Here is a 17,315-nt window from a genome sequence, read left to right on the forward strand (position 1 = left end):
CATTTAAATAGATAATTGCGGCGCTTGGGGCCGCAGGGGCGGGTGGGCCGCTAAGAGTAGCGAACTAGGGCCAGGTGAAGTCGCGCGTTTTCGGGGCAAATGGGGCGCGCTGACTACGGACCTAGCAAAGGGGCCGCTTCTTCCGACGGGGAGAGGCGGTCTCTTCTTTTTCAGTGGGTCGCATTGTGCGGATTTGCTGCCGGGTATGGCGTCGGCAACAAGATGATGAGGCCGCCAATCAAAAACAGCAGAATAGCTCCCATACCGAGATGGGTTGAACCTGTGACTGCCGTCACAGTGGCGACCATGAAAGGCGCCAGAAAACTTGTTGCGCGGCCTGCCAGTGCGTAGATGCCGAAATATCGACCTGCTTCTTCCGGCGAAACGCTTCTTGCGAGATAGGAACGAGACGAGGCCTGAACCGGGCCAAAGGCAATGCCGATCAGCAAGCCATAGAGAATATATGCTTTTTCTGCGTGGGAGGCGAATAGCCCTTCGCCCCCAGTTGCTGAGAAATGGATTGCGCCGAACAGCGTATAATCCGTTCCTGTCGAGACGATGCCCAGCGTCGCGATCGACAGAAGCACAATGGCAATGATGACAACAAGTTTGGAGCCGACGACCGTATCCAGCTTGCTGGCGACAAGGCAGCCAAATATCGCGATGATGTTCAGGATGATCCCGAACAGGCCGATTTCTGTGATGGTCCATCCAAACATCGCGGCGGCAAAAACGCCGCCAAGCGCGAGCAAGGCGTTGACGCCGTCCTGATAGACCATTCGGGCGATCAAAAAGCGAAGAATGCCGCTGCGCCCACGCACTTCCTTAAGCGTCGATTTCAGCTCGGCCAAACCCTCACGTACGGCAGGGCGAAGCGCCTTGCCGCGTGCGCCATCGGGGGTGAAAATGAACATCGGCAGGATGAATATGAAATACCAGATAGCGGATATTGGCCCGGTAATGCGGGCGTCTTCACCCTGAACCGGGTCCAAGCCAAAAAGCGGCTTGATGCCGATGAGTGTGAGGCCCGTTTGCGGTGATGCGGCAAGGCATAGGACGACGAAGATCAGCACTACCATTCCGCCCAGATAACCCAAACCCCACGCAAAATTCGAGATGCGGCCGATCTCGGCGGCGGGGACAAGCCGCGGCATCATCGAGTCATTGAAGACGGTTGAAAATTCCGCAGCAATGGATGCGAGGGAAAATGCCAGCAGCACCGGAATGAGCGGAGAGCCGGGGGCTGCGAACCACAGTGCCATAAGGCTCGTGATCTTGATCGCGGCAAAAAAGGCAATCCACGGCTTGCGCCGCCCCGTCTGGTCAGCGACGGAACCAAGAATGGGGGAGAGTATTGCAATGGCGAAGCCCGCAAGCGCGACGCCATATCCCCAAGCTGCCTGGCCCGTGACAGGATCACTGGCCATTCGAGAGACGAAATACGGCCCGAAAATAAAGGTGGTAACGACTGTGAAAAAAGGCTGCGCCGCCCAGTCGAACAGCATCCATCCCCATATGCCGGCCCGTGAGGACCGGCCATCGACCGAAGCGGCCATACGTCGCCTTTCTAGCCGGCTCAAAGGCCGGTCAGGTCGCCCATCAAGCCCGCCGCGACCGAAAGGCGGGATACCGTAAGTTCGCTGCCTTCTGTGAGTGCTTGCAAGCGTTCGCGCAACCGTATGATCCGCTCGCCGCCGGCATCAAGCCAAGCGGCGGCTGGCTGAGCGCTGTCGCCAAACTGTGTCAACGCACTTACGGCCATTCCGCGACGCGCGGCACTTGTCATGTCCAGCGCCCGTGTCAGCGCCAGCCCGTCATAATAATCTGCCGGGTTGAGCGCACGGGCGGCATCTTCGATGCGCCCGATGCGGAACGCTTCAGTGAGCACGAAGAAGGCCTTGGCCGCGCTGGTGATGTCGGCATTGGCTTGGCGCGCAACGAGCGCGATGTCCGGGATCAGTTCGCTCACTTCCGTGATCGTCAGCCGCTCGGCCAGCTTTTGCGGCACACCCGCTGCCAGATAGGTTTCCTGGCGCGCCAGGAGACGGTCGCGAGAGAAGTCCGGAAGCAGTTCCATCAGCTTCGGTTCGAGCGCCTTGCGTGCTTCCCGCAGTGCTGCGATTTGCGCGCCAAGAGGCGCGAACTCGTCGCCATTCTTGAGATCCCATGCGCTGGCCGAATGGATCAGGCGACCGACAGTCGAATAGAGATCGATCTGCAATTGCCCGTCGATCCGGTTGTCGAGTGCATCGATTTCTTTGAACAAGGCAGGCAGGTCGAAGCCGTCGCGGACAACTGCGAAGGCTCGCACCACCTCGCGCGGGCCGCGCTCTGTGGCGTCCTGCAGCTTTGTTACGAAAGAAGGGCCGCCGCGGTTGATGACGTCGTTAGCGAAGACGCGCGCGATGATCTCGCGACGCAGACGGTGACCCTCGATATCCTGCTTGTACTTCTTTTCCATGCGGTCGGGGAAATAAGCCATCAAATCGCGGTCGAAATGGCTGTCGTCCGGCACATCGCTTGCCACGATTTCGGAGAAAAGCACGATCTTGGCATAGGCCAGCAAGACGCCAAGCTCCGCGCGGGTGAGTGGCTCACCCCTCAATTCGCGTTCAGCAAGAGCGGTTGGCGACGGCAGGTTTTCAACCGCACGGTCCAATAGTCCACGCGACTCCAATACGCTCATGAAACGCGCCTGATGTCCGAGATCGAGCATGCCGCGCTTGCGCGCAATAGAAAGCGCCAGTGTCTGCTCATAATTGTTCGATAGCACCAGTTCAGCGACCTGATCGGTCATTTCGGCCAGCAACTTGTTGCGCGCCGGACGGGTGAGCGCGCCACGGCGCATTGCGCCAGCAAGTGCAATCTTGATGTTGACCTCGACGTCCGAAGAGTTGACGCCGCCGGAGTTGTCGATGGCATCGGAATTGCACGCACCGCCAAGCAAGCCGAACTCGATGCGCGCGCGCTGCGTCACACCCAGATTGGCGCCCTCGCCGATAACTTTTGCTCGAACCTCGGCAGAGGTTACGCGGATCGCGTCGTTGGCGCGGTCCCCGACTTCCTGATTGGTTTCCGCTGTCGCGCGGACATAGGTGCCGATGCCGCCAAACCAGAGCAGATCGACATTCGCCCGCAGGATTGCGTTCATGATCTCGGTAGGCGAAGCGTTGGTCTTGGTCAGCCCGATAGCGGCCGCGGCCTGTGGTGTCAGCGCAACCGATTTCTGGCTTCTCGAGATGATCATGCCGCCCTCTGACAGCGTGGACTTATCGTAGTCCTGCCAGCTTGAGCGCGGCAGAGCGAACATGCGCTTGCGCTCGGCAAACGAAATCGCTGCATTCGGGGTCGGGTCGATGAAGATGTCGCGATGATCGAAAGCTGCAATCAACTGGGTCTGTTCGGACAGAAGCATGCCGTTGCCGAACACGTCACCCGACATATCGCCGACACCGACAGTGGTGAATGGCGTGGTCTGGATGTCGCGGTTCATCTCGCGGAAGTGACGTTTCACCGCTTCCCACGCACCGCGTGCGGTGATGCCCATTTTCTTATGGTCGTATCCGGCTGAACCGCCTGATGCGAAGGCATCATCGAGCCAGAAGTGATGGGCGGCGCTGATGCCGTTCGCGGTATCCGAGAATGTCGCGGTGCCTTTATCTGCGGCAACGACGAAATATGGGTCGTCGGTGTCGCGGCGCACAACGTCAACTGGCGGGATGATCGTGTTGCCGTCGAGATTGTCTGTGACCGAAAGCAGGCTGGAAATGAAATTGATGTACGCGGCGGTGCCAGCGGCGAAAACTGCATCACGCGAGCCGCCGGTCGGCAGACGCTTCGGAAAAAAGCCGCCTTTCGCACCGACAGGGACGATCACAGCATTTTTGACCTGCTGTGCTTTTACCAACCCGAGAACCTCAGTGCGATAGTCCTGCGCGCGGTCCGACCAGCGCAAACCGCCGCGTGCAACCGGGCCGAAACGCAGATGCACACCTTCTACCTCGGGTCCGTAGACAAAAATCTCGCGCCAGGGACGCGGTTCCGGCAGGCCGTCGATTGAGCGAGGGTCGAGCTTGATTGCCAGCGAACGCGGCTGACCGGGTTCGACAGGCGCGAAATGGTTCGTGCGCAGCGAAGATTCTATCAGGTTCACATAGCGCCGGATGATGGTGTCGTCATCGATGTTCGGAACATCGTCCAGCGCATCCTTGATCTTCGCTTTCAGATGCTTCGCGGTTATTTCGCCATCCTTTTCGGACGGGTTGAACTGCGCAACGAAGAGCGCATGCAGCCCGCGTGCGATTTCGGGATAGCGGTTTAGCGCTGCGGCAATGAAATCCTGGCTTTGCGGAATGCCCGCTTGTTGAAGATAGCGGCCATAAGCCCGCAAAATCCCGAGTTCAGAGGGGCTCAGGCAAGCGGTTTGCGCCAATGAATTGTAGCCATCATTGTCTGCTTCGCCGTGCCAGACAGAGAGGAATGTCTGCTCGAACAGAATGCCTTCGTCGGTGAGGTCCAGCGGCTTTCCGAAGCCGCTTTCCAACTGCATGTCATGCACAAAAACCGGCTCGGCGTTTTCATCCGCGACTTCGAACGTGCGCTCACTGATGACGCGGAAGCCCATGTTTTCGAGCAAAGGAACGCGCTGCGAGAGCGCGACCGGTTGGCCGAAATGGTAGATCTTCAAGGAAGCTTCGGTCGGCTTCTGCCCCGGTGCGCGGTAGAAGTCTGTTTCGATTGCGTTTTGTGTGTCCAACGCAGCAATGCGGCGCGCGTCGACAAGCGCTTCGGCGGGGGTGAAGGTGTTGCGATAACTCTCGGGGAAGCGGTTTGCCATGCCCACGAGTTGCATGTCTTCTTCAGTGCCCGTAGATGCCTCACGAACCGCGTCTTCCCACGTCCGCACAATGTTGAGGATACCCGCCTCGATGATTGCGGGGTCGATCTTCGGTGTCTTGCCGCCGGAGCGCCCGATAATGAAATGGACGCGTGCGAGTCCGCCCTCTGGAAACGCCGGATAGTATGCCGACAGGCGGCCATCAAAGATGGTCTTGAGATAAGTGCCGATCTTTTCGCGCACATGCGAATCATAATGATCGCGCGGAACGAAGACGAGGACCGACACGAATCGGTCGAACTGGTCGACACGCACCAGAGCGCGCACGCGTGGGCGGTCCAGCAGGCCGAGCATTGCGTCGGCGTGTTTGCGCAGAATAGGCACCGAAATCTGGAAAAGCTCGTCGCGCGGGTAGGATTCCAGCACGTTTAGCAATGCTTTGCCGGAGTGGTCGCTGCGATCGAAACCCGATTTGGCTAGTACGGCTTCGGCTTTGGACCGAAGGTAGGGGATTTTCACGACCGAGCGCGTATACGCCGTGGACGTGAAAAGCCCCACGATCCTTAGCTCGCCAGCAAGCGCACCCTTATTGTTGAAAATCTTTATCCCGATGTAGTCGAGATAGGCGCGACGATGGACCATCGATTTCGCATTGGCCTTACTAACCAGCAGAGGGTCGGGGCCGTATAGAAACGTTCGCACCTCTTCGCTCGTTGTCGCGCTGCTGTGCGCGTCGCGGCGCAATACTGTGACTTCCGGGTCACACAGAATGCCCAGACCTGGTTCCTTTGAGCGCGTCAGCGTGCCGCTCTCTTCGGTGCCGGAATATTTGAACTCCCTCATTCCGAGGAATGTGAAATTGTCGTCGCGAAGCCATTCGAGGAAGGCGATAGCCTCATCTACCGCATGCTTTTCTAGCGGGACGGGCGTGTATCGAAACTGCGAGATTGCCTGATCGAGACGCGCGAGCATCGGCTTCCAGTCGTGAACGACTGAGCGAATCTGCTTGACCAGCTTTTCCAGATTCTGATGCAGCGCCTCGGCCTGTTCGGCGCTCAAGCGGTTGACGTGAATATGGATGACGCTGACCTTATCGGCATCATGGTCGCCCTTAAGCGCCGACTCAGCCAAGATTTTCTCGACGCCGCTTTTGCCATGCTCAACGGCCAAGACCGGATGGGTGACAAAGTGCGGCTGGCCGGCTGTGTCGGTCACTTCGCCGAGAATTGAATCGAACAGAAACGGCATGTTGTCGTTGACCACGGTCACGACCGTTGTCGGCTTGCCGTTCAAAGTAACGGCAGGATCGGAATCGATGGCGATAACGCTATCCCCACGACGATGACGCGCAAGGGCTTGCTCGGCCAGTTCTGACGCGCGGGCAAGCGCACCTTTCTCATAAACCGCGACGTCTTCAGCGGAAGCGCGGTCCAGCAGATAATGCATGAAGCCCGTCAGCTTATGGGCTTCCGGCTTGCTGGGCGTTTTCGGTGATTGCTTGCGGCTGCTTCTCGACTTAGAGGATGCCGATTTTTGCTTGGCGTCCATCTTTCCCTCCCGTCCTTGTCGCTGATCTGATGCTGCCGGCATTTTGGCACGCCCAGACGACATTTTTTCGATATGCTAGACCAATCAGGCCGTATTTGGCGACCGCTCATTCGGATATGCCTGAAAAAAGTGCAATAGCTATATAAGAGGATACTTAATATGCCTTCTCATATCACGGCGCTGTCACTCGAAACTGGCGAACTGAGCGACGGAACAAGGGCATATTTCGATAAATGCGTTGAAAAGCTCGGCATGGTGCCGAATGTTCTGTGGGCGTACGCATTCGATGAAAAGAAGCTGCGCGCCTTCACCGATACGTACAACGACCTGATGCTGGGCGAATCAGGTCTATCCAAACTTGAGCGCGAAATGATCGCGGTCGCCGTGTCTTCGGTGAACCACTGCTATTATTGCCTGACGGCTCATGGCGCCGCTGTGCGGCAGCTTTCGGGCGACCCGGCGCTCGGTGAAATGATGGTGATGAACTATCGCGCTGCGGACCTGTCTCCACGGCATAAGGCAATGCTCGATTTTGCCGTGAAGCTGACTGAGAAGCCCGCCGAAATGGAAGAAGCCGACAGAGCGAAGTTGCGCGAGGCCGAATTTTCGGACCGCGACATATGGGACATCGCCTCCACGACCGCGTTCTTCAACATGTCGAATCGCGTTGCCGCAGCTGTCGATATGCGCCCGAACGACGAATATCACAGCATGGCACGCTAGAAGCCAAGTTCGCGGACGAATACGCGACCAATCCAGCGCCAAAGCCGCGATGCTGCACTTTCCGGCTTTGCGTCGATAAGCAAGGTGCCGCGTATGGTCTGGCCGATTGGGGTTGATGTCGCTGGCGTTTCTGCGCGCACAGCGTAATGGGCCGTGACCGGCGCCAATGTCTTGTTTGCTTGTTGATAGACCGCAATGGGACCGCCATTGACGGAAGCCAGATCGGGCAGGTCGATACGGGTGACGCCATACGTGCTTACGCCAACCAGGGTGGCGTCGAGCTTTCCGCGGCTGAGGTCGGCGGGCACGAATACCGTTTTCGCGCCATCTTCAAGACGCGCGCGGTCATCGCCTTCGACATAGCCACGGATAGCGAGCGAACCTGTACTTTCGAGATAGCCGAGCTGCTGGTTGCGCCCTACCCATCGACCCTCCACAATTCCTGAATTTATGTCGGCGATGCGCCCGTCAAACGGCGCGCGTACAATGAGCTTGCTTTCGCGCTCCTCCAGCCCTGCACGCTGCGCCTGTAGCGATGCAAGCTGACTTTGAATGGTTCCGCTTTGCGCGCGGTCTTCGGCTTCTGCGCCGATACGGGAAAGGCGCAGTTCGGCAAGCGAAATTTCGATCTCGGTTAGCTTGCGCTCATGCGCGGTAGCTGGCGATTCAATCTCGAAAAGCACGTCGCCTTTGTGTACCTCTTGTCCACGTATGACGCGGACAGCGGTGATTTTGCCCGGCTCTTCAGGATAAAGGCGAGCAAACAATTCCGGCTGCAGAATGGCGGGGGCTGTGACGCGGCTCGATACCGGCAGAAAGACGAAGGCGATTGCGGCTGCAAAAATCGCCAATGAAAAATATGTGCGGCGACGGGACAGGATTTCATGTCGCATGGCGAACCATTCCTTGATTTCGCTCCAGACGGGACGGATCAGGAAGAATCCGACCTCAACCGCGAAAAGCATGATGCCGACGATTTTGATGAAGAAGTGATAAACCAGCAGCGCAATGCCGATATAAAGCAGAAGCCGATAGATCGTGGTGGCTATGGCGTAGGCGGTTAGAAAAAGATCGATCCTGCGTGGGAAATATTCGGGCGGTTCTGCGCCCAAATCGAACAGAAACTCACGAATGCGCCATTTCAGGTGGCGGAACGCGCGGGGCTGAAGGTTCTCGATGCCGACCGCATCGGCGAGAATATAATAGCCGTCAAAGCGCATGAATGGATTGGTGTTGACGACGAGGCTGAGTATCCAGCCAATAGCCGCAAGCACGAAAACAGCGCTGCGCAGCGGGCCGTCTGGCAGAAACGACCATGCGAGAAGCGCATAGGCCGCAACTGCGAACTCGACGAGCATTCCAGCCGAATCGATGGCTAGCCTTTGACGCCGTTGCTTGAGCCGCCATGCATCCGATACGTCTGTGTAAAGCAGGGGCATCAACACCATCATGGCGAAGCCCATTGTGGGAACGCGACAGCCATAACGGTGCGCGACATAGGCGTGGCCAAGTTCGTGCAGCGACTTGATAAAGCCTACTGAAAGCAGGGAGATGATCGCGCCTTCAAGCGTGAAGACATAAGGGAAAGTGCTCTTGAACGCCTCCCATTGTCTTGAGACCAGATAGAGGCCCATCAGCCCGACGATGACGGTGAACATCAGGAAAGTGCGGGAGAACAGTGGCGCGACGATCGGCCATGTCGCGCGCAGGAACGGCGTCGGGCGGACCAACGGCACTTTGAAAAACAGGTAGTTGTGTACCAGTCGCATAAAGAGCGAATGGCGCGGCTTCGACGCAGCATGCAGCGGACGCCACGAGCCAGACGATGGTGTTGTGAAAAAGAACCCCGAATCGAGCAGGCGGGTGGCGGTCGTGATTTCCTCGGGTGTGGCTTCTCGCCCGAAATTTCTCGCGACCATTATCATGAGCTTGGCGACGCTGCCCGCGCGGTTCCAGAGCGAAAGCAGTTGGAACATCTCGTAGGTGATGCGGAAGAAACGGTTACGGATCGGGTCCAGCACGATCCACACAGGCGCACCGGAATAGCTTACGCCGCCGCGCACGATTTGCAGGTCTTCCCGCAGCGGTGGCAGCGGGATATCGGCGGGTGCAGCTAGATCCCCAGCCATTGCCGCACTGCCGCGACGGGACGTCGGAACAGGTAGAACGCGAGCGGCACCTTGTCTCCGTAGAGTTGGGCCGTTCCGCGTGTGCCGAGCCTGGTTGCTGCATCGCCATCGAACTGCGCGTAGATGCGATAGGCCAGTGTGTTGTTTTCGATGGTCTGCGCTTCGAATGAAATCGTGCGGACTTTTGCGTCTACGGGCTTCAAGGGGTTGGAATCCAGAAACGCGCGTACTTTTGCGCCTTGCTTGAGCGCGATGGCATCCGCCACGGGCACGTCGACTCGCAGTTCCAGCTTTGCTGGGTCTGCGATTTCCATGATGCGCTCGCCGGTTGCCACAGGCCGACCGACCCAATCGCGCGGATCGCCAAACACGGCTACGCCTGTCGCCGGAGATTTAATCTCGGTGCGAGCCAGCATGTCTCGCGCGTAGTCGCGCTTCGCCTCGGCCAGCGCTAACTCGCTGCGCGAAACGGCAAGTTCGGCGCGCATACGTGGATCCGTTACGGCGCTTTGCGTTACCTGCTTGAGCCTTGCCTCGGCGACGGCGATGTTTCGCTCTGCGACGGCAAGTTCATTGCGCAATGTTGTCGAGGCAAGCCGCAGCAGCGGTTCGCCTTCATGGACCGATTGATTTGGCGCGACGAGAATGTCCTCGATTACGCCATCCATGGACGGCGCGACGACACGCGGGCTAACCGACGTTACTTCAGTGGGTGCAAGAATGGTAAGCGGAACCGGGATTGTACCCGCGACGACCGCCGCAACGGCAAGCGCGGCAACAAGCCATCCAATTTTCAACCTCGGCAGAACCTTGCGTTTGCCTACGAGCGCCAGCCACGAATGCGCGTATGTCTCGGCAAGGCGAGCGGCGACGATGGAGTCCTGCTCGATCCAAGGCACTTCGCGAGACATGATCATTCCGGCGAATGGGACGCCTTCGCGTGTCAAGAGCGGAACCCATGACATAAAGCGGAAGGGATATTCCTTGTGCTCCGGATCTTCCGGTGGGCAGTAGGCCGGCAGCACGAATTCCCGGACCTTCGCCAGGCCGACATCAGCATCGAGCGCACGCACCACGCTTTCGATCCAGCGCAATCTGGGTGAATCGCGATCGATTTTACTGATCGAGGAGACTTGGGCGATGCGCGGCTTTCCGCTGCTGAGCGTGAGCAGAAAAATCTGCCTCGCACGCGCCAATTTCATGGTTTCGTTGGCAATCGCGAATTGAAGCTCGCCGACCGTTGCGGCGCGCCGTGCTTCGGATTCTGCCTTGAGAAGCAGTTCGATGCCGCCGCCCGCGGCCTGCTGCGGTGGAGTAAATCCCTGCGCCGGAGGGGAAACGGAAATTACTCTCTCGGCGGTTTTTGGTTCTGCCATTTGAGATTCAACCGTTGGGTTGCGTGAAGCGAACTGGTCCGCTCATGCCGGGCAGGATGCCGCTAGCCGGGTCGGTGAACCGGCCAATAACCTTGATTGTCTGGCTGACCGGATCGACAACGGGCGCAATCGCCGCCACCTCGGCATTCAACGTTTCAGCCTTTTCTTCGAGGCTCATCGTGAATTTATCTCCGGGCTTCAGCCAGCGCATCCAATTGGCAGGCAGCAGCATTTCGATTTCCAGAGCGTCGTCACTGACAATTTGCATCAAAGGCTTGGTGCGATCGGTGAGTTCGGCGACGTTGGCGGTCTTTGCTGCAACGCGCCCATCGAAAGGAGCCTTGATCTCGCATTGCTTGATCTTGATGCGGAACGTATCGACTTCCGCCGCGGCCTGATCTGTCTTGGCTTTTGAAAGCTGGACTTCAAAGCGACCGACCGCATTCAGCTTGGCCAGCCGCAAATTGTTGTCGTACGTTAGTTGCTCGGCTGCCTGCCGGGCTTCAGACGAGCGCAACTCGGCGCGCAAGCCATCGCAATCGAATACCGCGAGCGTGTCGTCCTTCTTAAAGCTCTGCCCTTCACGGAAGGGAAGCTCGACGATGCGGAATCCGAGATCGCTGGATATGGTGGCTTCGTTAACCGCTTTGACGATGCCGCGCAGCGACGGCGCATCATCCTGCGCAGAGGCTGATAATGGATGTGCAGCGAGCATCGCCATGGCAGCGATGAGGCAACAGGATGCTCGCAATTGCTTCGGCCAGACCTTCATTCGGCCTCCTCGCCTATTCGGCGGACGCCACCTGCAGCTTTGGTGCGTTGCCCCGTTCTGTCCACATATCACGCAATTGACGCGCTACCACATCGACCGGCTGCGTAAGGTCGATGCCCACTGGGAACGGGTTTATACCAAGCGAAGCGTAAACATTTGCATACGCATTTTGCAGATCTGCATAAACCATGTCTGCCTTGGCATCAGCCAGCAAGGTATTCATTTCCTCACGGATGAGCAATTGCTGGCTGGTTTTGTCGGCCTGTGTCTCCGCACGCACCTGCTTGAGAATCCGATGCTGCACATTTGAAAGCGCTGCAGCCGTGCCGTATGACTTGCGCAGATGCGCGTGGCGCACGCGGCTGATATTGACCTGCGTCATGACAGCCATGGCCACGGACAGGGCGCGCTTGTCCAGAACTTCCTCGGAAGCTTGCGAGCGCGCCTTTACCGCTGGCATGCTCATAAGTTTCAACAGATTCCAGCTGACCTTCGCGCCGTAAGAAACCCATTCGTTCTGCGCGATGAACTCGTTTGAATCGTAGTTGAGCCCGGCGTAGAGATTGAAGCTCGGCAGAAGCTGCAGCAATGCGGCCTGCACTTCCTTGTCGTTTACGCGAATCTCATAGTTGACTTCGCGCATTTCCGGCCTGTTCGCCGCAGCGACGAGATAAAGCTGACCCGGATCGTTCGGCAGGTTCAGCTTGATATTGCCTCTCTTTGGCGCAACCAGGTTGAAAGGCGTGCCCGGGCGGACATTCATGAGCGCCGCAAGTTGGCTCTTTGCAAGGCTGAGTTCGTTCTCAAGCGACTCGATCTCACGCTTAACTTCAATAAGTTCGCGCTCGTAGGTGAGGGCAATCAACGGCGAGGTGTCGCCAGAAGCTGAAAGCGAGCGCGTTTCGCGCAGCGCCTGCTGGACGCGGCCCTCAAGACCACGCATGCGGTTTACGAGACGATCATAGCTGACTGCGCGCCAATAGGCTGTTCGGACATCTTCAATTACGCGATTGACGATCTTACGCTTGGCTTCGACCTGAATGAGTGCCCGATCGGCCGCTTGTTGAGCGCGGACATAGGAAAGGCCGAAGTCGAGAATATTCCAAGAAAAGGTCAGGTCAGACGTGAGAATGTCCGGATCGCGCGTCGAAGGCGTCGTGTCGTCGGCATCGTTTCTGCCGGCATAACCTGAACTGGCGACGAGATCGGGTAGAGTTGCGTAATTTGCGAGATTGATATCGCGCAGCCTAAGCGCAGCCTCCATGACCTCGACTTGAACGTCCAAGTTGTATTTGAGCGCTCTCGCCATTGCTTCATAGAGGTCAACAGAGCCGCTGATCGGCTGCTGATTGGCATCAGCGCGCGACAGTTTATCCGAACCAAATGCGAGATTGTCAGCGTCTGAAAGCTCTTTTGGCTTCACTGCGCAGCCGCTGACGGTGAGAATGAGCGCAATGGCGATTGCCAGTTTTCTGCTGGATTTCGTCATATTGCTCACCACCCGCCCTCAAACCATACGCAGCACTTTGCCACGCGAAAGCGCGTCAAAGAGCATTCAACTAAATGGCTACTATTTTAAAGTTGCAGCGACTTCCAGCGTGGCGGCAGCAAAGAATCGCAGAATCCGCATTTGCGTTGCATCGAATCCACATAAATCAGGCTCAACGCAGTTAATCATGGGTAACTTTTCTCATGATATAATATTTTATTTGCAGTAAATTTGTTTACCTACGATGTGTAAGCCGACTGGTATCAATGCTGGTGGTCGGGTTGTGTCCGACCTTCGGTTTCATATCTGGATCTGGTGGCGGCCATCCAATGAACGAACGATTTTCTCATTCAAGGGATCGCGCGCGAGCGCGCAAAAAGGCTGGGTCCAATGGCTCTCGCTTCGGCGATATGCTCATGGAGCTGGAGCAGCGCATAGCATTCGATGCAGCGGCTGGCGAGCATGCGGAAGCGGCTGCTGAGCGGCATTCGCCCAATGTCGAAAAACAACCTGAGCACGATTTTTCGGCCTTGGCCAAAGCGCTTGAGGCTCGTGGCAACGCTCAGGAGAATAGATCTGAGAACATACCATCTAATGCGTCGACACATCGTCGTGACGATTCTTCAAATGGCAATGTCGATAGAGATCGCGAATTGGGGCGGCGCGGTGCCTCCGGAATCACGCACGAGGAACACCGCGGCGAGCTTGGGTCGCGCAATTCTGACCATCACTTGCGCGCAAGTCTCGATATTCCCAACGTGCAGGAAAGCACTATTCGTTCGCACGATTCAGGGCTTCGGAGCTTCCAGGACGGAAATCGGCCTGCTTCGGACACTGCTCATCGCGGAAATGAGCGACATAACGTGATTGCTGACGAGCAAATCGGTTTTCTCGACGGCAATCACAGTACAAGCAGCTCCGCAAGAGAGATCGTATTCGTCGCCGGCGATATTGAAGACAAGGACTCGTTGATCGCCAGCTTCGGCAAGGATGTCGAGGTTGTGACGCTTGATCCTACCAAGGATGGCGTGGAGCAGATAGCAGCGGCATTGAAAGGCCGCACAGGCATTGAAGCCATTCACATTCTGTCGCACGGCGGAGAAGGGCAGCTTTCGCTTGGAACGGCGTCACTTACCGCCGACAGCATGCAGGGCGAGTATCTCGACGAACTGACGGTAATTGGCCATGCCTTGTCTGCGGACGGCGATATTCTGATTTATGGCTGCGATTTCACGGCTGGTGACGCCGGGTTGCGCGCTGCCATCGTGCTTGGCGGAATCACCGGTGCTGATATTGCGGCCTCCACCGACACGACCGGCCATGTTGATCTTGGCGGCGATTGGGATCTGGAAACGCATGTTGGCGCTATTGAAGCCGCTGCAATCGACCCGACCGACTGGCACCATGCGCTGGTCCAGACCACAATCAATCCTACAGGCGGTACGCTCGGAACTGGTGCCGACGGTTTGCGCATCTATGTGGGCAATACAGGACAGCTTCAGGTTACCTATAAAGGCCTGACGCAATTCTACAGCCCGAACGTGACAGACACGAGCACGAGCCTTTTCAACGGCATCTTTCTCGCATATGGCAATCGGATTCTCGGGCCCAGTACATCCGTGACAAACATCGTCGACACCGTGTGGCAGTCGGCTGGTGCACAAACTCTGACGGGTGCGGGTACAGAAGCTAACCCCTACGTCGTTACTACCCGTCTCTATTATAATATCGGTGGCACTTCCGGCTATGACGCAGGCACGGACCTGCTCGTCCAAATCGAGACAATCTACGCATCTCCGAATGCCTTTTTTACTCAGAACGTAACGGTAACTCCGCCAACGGCAAACGGACAAATTATCAAGTATTATCATACACTTGATACTTATTTGGCGGGCGTAGACGCGGGGCCTGCATTTTCGCTGGATCCCAGCCTTGCAATCAACAATATCACCGACGGAGACCCTTCTTACGTTGGTGTGCGTCGAGGCATCGGCACAAGCACCGAAGCTGTTGTCGGCTTTGCGGAAGTTGAAGGTAGCCCCCTTCAGTTCGATCACTACTATTCAGCGGTCTACAACGGCATGTACGCCAGCATGGATAATGGCGGCGACTTGGCCAATACGTGGAACACGAATCCGAGTACCGACAACGGTATCGCGGTTCAGTTCACGCTTGGTGCGATCACAACCGCGCAAACCTTCAGCTATCGGATCGCATTTGACGGCGACACGACACTCGACCTCGACGCCAACAACAGCACGGCTACCGGGACAAGCTATGTCGGGACCTTCCAGGCAACGACCGGTAGTCAGGTTGCCGTGGTCGATACGGATATCGATATCACCAATGTTATTGGTGGCATTGCTGACGCAACAGTCACGCTGACGAATCCGCAAAGCGGCGATGTGCTGACCGTAGACGACAGCTCTTTGCCTGCGGGCATAACGGTGACTGTGCACTCGGCTTATTCGGTTACGATTGCCGGTGTCGCTGACGCCGCCGCATATGAAGCAGCGCTTCAGACTATCAAGTTCTCGAGCACGAGCGGTGTCACTTCGACGCGCAGCTTTACCGTTGCGGTGCATAACCAGCTTAACTCAGTCACAACGACCGCCACAGCTACGTTGAACGGAAACTTTAGTCCCGTCGTGGACCTGAACTCGGGTCTGACAGGTATCGTTCAAACCAACAATATCGTTGCGAACGGTGACTTCGCAGATTATGCGGACAAGCCTTATGGCTGGACTGAAGGCGGCTCAGGCACAGCAACCGACAGTGGAGTGACCGGTCGCTATGCCTTCACATCGAATAATGCTGCGACCCTTACACAAGACGGGCTGACAGGGCTTAATGTCGGGCCGGGTCTGAACGGTGCTGGCCAAATTACGCTCGATATCGGCTGGGTGAACAGTGCCACGAGTTCGCGCACGTTCGAAATTCAGGTTGCCGGTGTTGTGTATGCGCGCCTCACCACTGGCGCCGCGGTAACGAGCGGCGCCATTGCCTATCTCAATGGCGCAACTAACGCTGCCGGGACCACCGCCACAACGGCGATCACAGCGATGGGTAGCGGCACCGGAACGCTAACTTCGATCATCATAAATCTGCCTGCTGCGGTCGCTGCATCGGGCAGTCTTGTTTTCAGCGGCAGCAATGCCGGGGATGACGTCTATATCGACAATGTACGGCTGCGCACAAACATCACCTCCATGGTGGACCAGACGGCAGGTTCAAACTGGAACGCGACTTACACTGAAAACGGCTCACCGGTCGCGATTTCTGATACCGACAATGATGTTCGCGACGGCGATAGCGCCAATATGGCCTCCGGCGTTGTGACGATCACAAACGCGCAGAGCGGTGACCGCCTGTTGGTCGGAGGCTCGGCAGCTGCTTCGGGTACTATCAACGGCATCAGCTATACAAATACGGGCTCGGTCGTTACGCTTACTGGTTCTGCCACGAAGGCGAACTATGCCGCCGCAATCCGGGCCATCACGTTTGAAAACACGACTGACAATCCGGGATCTGTCACCCGCGACATAACTGTTACGGTAAATGACGGCACCACAAACTCTAGCGCCGCGCACGCGTTTATAACGGTGGTCCCGGTAAACGACGCGCCGGTGGATGCAAATGAAACCAATTCGGTAATCGAAGATACGACGCTTTCCGTAGCTGCCCCCGGAGTGCTGGCAAACGCCACAGATCCCGACGGGGATACCATGACCGTTTCGCAGTTCGTTTGGAACAGCGTGACCTATGCAGCCGGTGCAACCGCAACCGTTTCGGGCGTGGGGCAGCTCACCATCAACGCCAATGGCAGCTACAGCTTTGTTCCGGTCGCAAACTACACCGGAGCAATCCCCGTGGCGACTTACACGGTGTCAGACGGAAATGGCGGCACCGATACATCCACGCTGACGCTCACGATGACAGCGGTTAATGACGCACCGGCGGGTGCGGACAAGACGATCACCACCAATGAGGACACGGCCTATACATTCGCTGTTGCCGATTTCGGCTTCAGCGATCCGAACGACAGCCCGGCCAATGCATTCCAGGATGTGATTATCACCACGCTTCCGGCCAGCGGCACGCTGCTTTTGAACGGTGTTGCGGTGACGGCTGGTCAGGTGATCACGGTTGCGCAGATCCCGACACTGACATGGACGCCGCCGGCCAATGGCAATGGCACGGCTGTGTCGAGCTTCACCTTCCAGGTTCGCGACAATGGCGGCACGGCCAATGGCGGCCAGAACACCGACCAGACGCCGAACACCATCAGCTTCAATGTGACGTCGATCAATGACGCACCGGCGGGTGCGGACAAGACGATCACCACGAATGAGGACACGGCCTATACGTTCGCCGTTGCCGATTTCGGCTTCAGCGATCCGAACGACAGCCCGGCCAATGCATTCCAGGATGTGATTATCAC

Annotated in this window: 8 protein-coding genes; 2 read left to right on the forward strand and 6 right to left on the reverse strand. The window is 57.3% G+C overall.

Annotated elements, in window-relative coordinates; translation table 11 throughout:
• Positions 1–170: 170 nt before the first annotated feature.
• Entirely contained in the window at positions 171–1,556 is a 1,386-nt protein-coding gene (locus DY251_RS15075) for an MFS transporter (protein WP_116624734.1), read from the reverse strand.
• A gap of 20 nt (positions 1,557–1,576) precedes the next feature.
• A complete protein-coding gene (locus DY251_RS15080; RefSeq protein WP_116624735.1) occupies positions 1,577–6,385 on the reverse strand; it encodes an NAD-glutamate dehydrogenase in 4,809 nt (1,602 codons plus the stop codon).
• A gap of 159 nt (positions 6,386–6,544) precedes the next feature.
• Here DY251_RS15080 and DY251_RS15085 point away from each other — a divergent pair, with 159 nt between their 5' ends.
• Complete coding sequence (locus DY251_RS15085; RefSeq protein WP_116624736.1) at positions 6,545–7,108, forward strand: peroxidase-related enzyme; 564 nt, start codon at positions 6,545–6,547, stop codon at positions 7,106–7,108.
• Here DY251_RS15085 and DY251_RS15090 read toward each other — a convergent pair.
• The 4 genes from DY251_RS15090 to DY251_RS15105 are packed head-to-tail and all read right to left on the reverse strand — an operon-like array spanning position 7,105 to position 12,874.
• Positions 7,105–9,237 carry an HlyD family efflux transporter periplasmic adaptor subunit gene (locus tag DY251_RS15090; protein ID WP_116624737.1) on the reverse strand — a complete coding sequence of 711 codons (2,133 nt, stop codon included), beginning with the start codon at positions 9,235–9,237 and terminating at the stop codon, positions 7,105–7,107. The two genes, DY251_RS15085 and DY251_RS15090, sit on opposite strands and share 4 nt — an antisense overlap.
• Complete coding sequence (locus DY251_RS15095; RefSeq protein WP_116624738.1) at positions 9,222–10,613, reverse strand: efflux RND transporter periplasmic adaptor subunit; 1,392 nt, start codon at positions 10,611–10,613, stop codon at positions 9,222–9,224. The genes DY251_RS15090 and DY251_RS15095 overlap by 16 nt, the downstream gene beginning before the upstream one ends.
• A gap of 7 nt (positions 10,614–10,620) precedes the next feature.
• The gene (locus DY251_RS15100) at positions 10,621–11,385 is read right to left on the reverse strand and encodes an efflux RND transporter periplasmic adaptor subunit (RefSeq protein WP_245415978.1); all 765 of its coding nucleotides are present in this window, start codon (positions 11,383–11,385) and stop codon (positions 10,621–10,623) included.
• A gap of 13 nt (positions 11,386–11,398) precedes the next feature.
• A complete protein-coding gene (locus DY251_RS15105) occupies positions 11,399–12,874 on the reverse strand; it encodes a TolC family protein (RefSeq protein ID WP_116624740.1) in 1,476 nt (491 codons plus the stop codon).
• A gap of 329 nt (positions 12,875–13,203) precedes the next feature.
• Here DY251_RS15105 and DY251_RS15110 point away from each other — a divergent pair.
• Positions 13,204–17,315, forward strand: a 4,112-nt coding sequence (locus DY251_RS15110) for a DUF4347 domain-containing protein (protein WP_158553262.1), incomplete at its 3' end; no start/stop codon positions are given.

The organism is Mesorhizobium denitrificans, assembly GCF_003403035.1.
GTDB classification, from domain to species: Bacteria; Pseudomonadota; Alphaproteobacteria; order Rhizobiales; family Rhizobiaceae; genus Mesorhizobium_G; species Mesorhizobium_G denitrificans.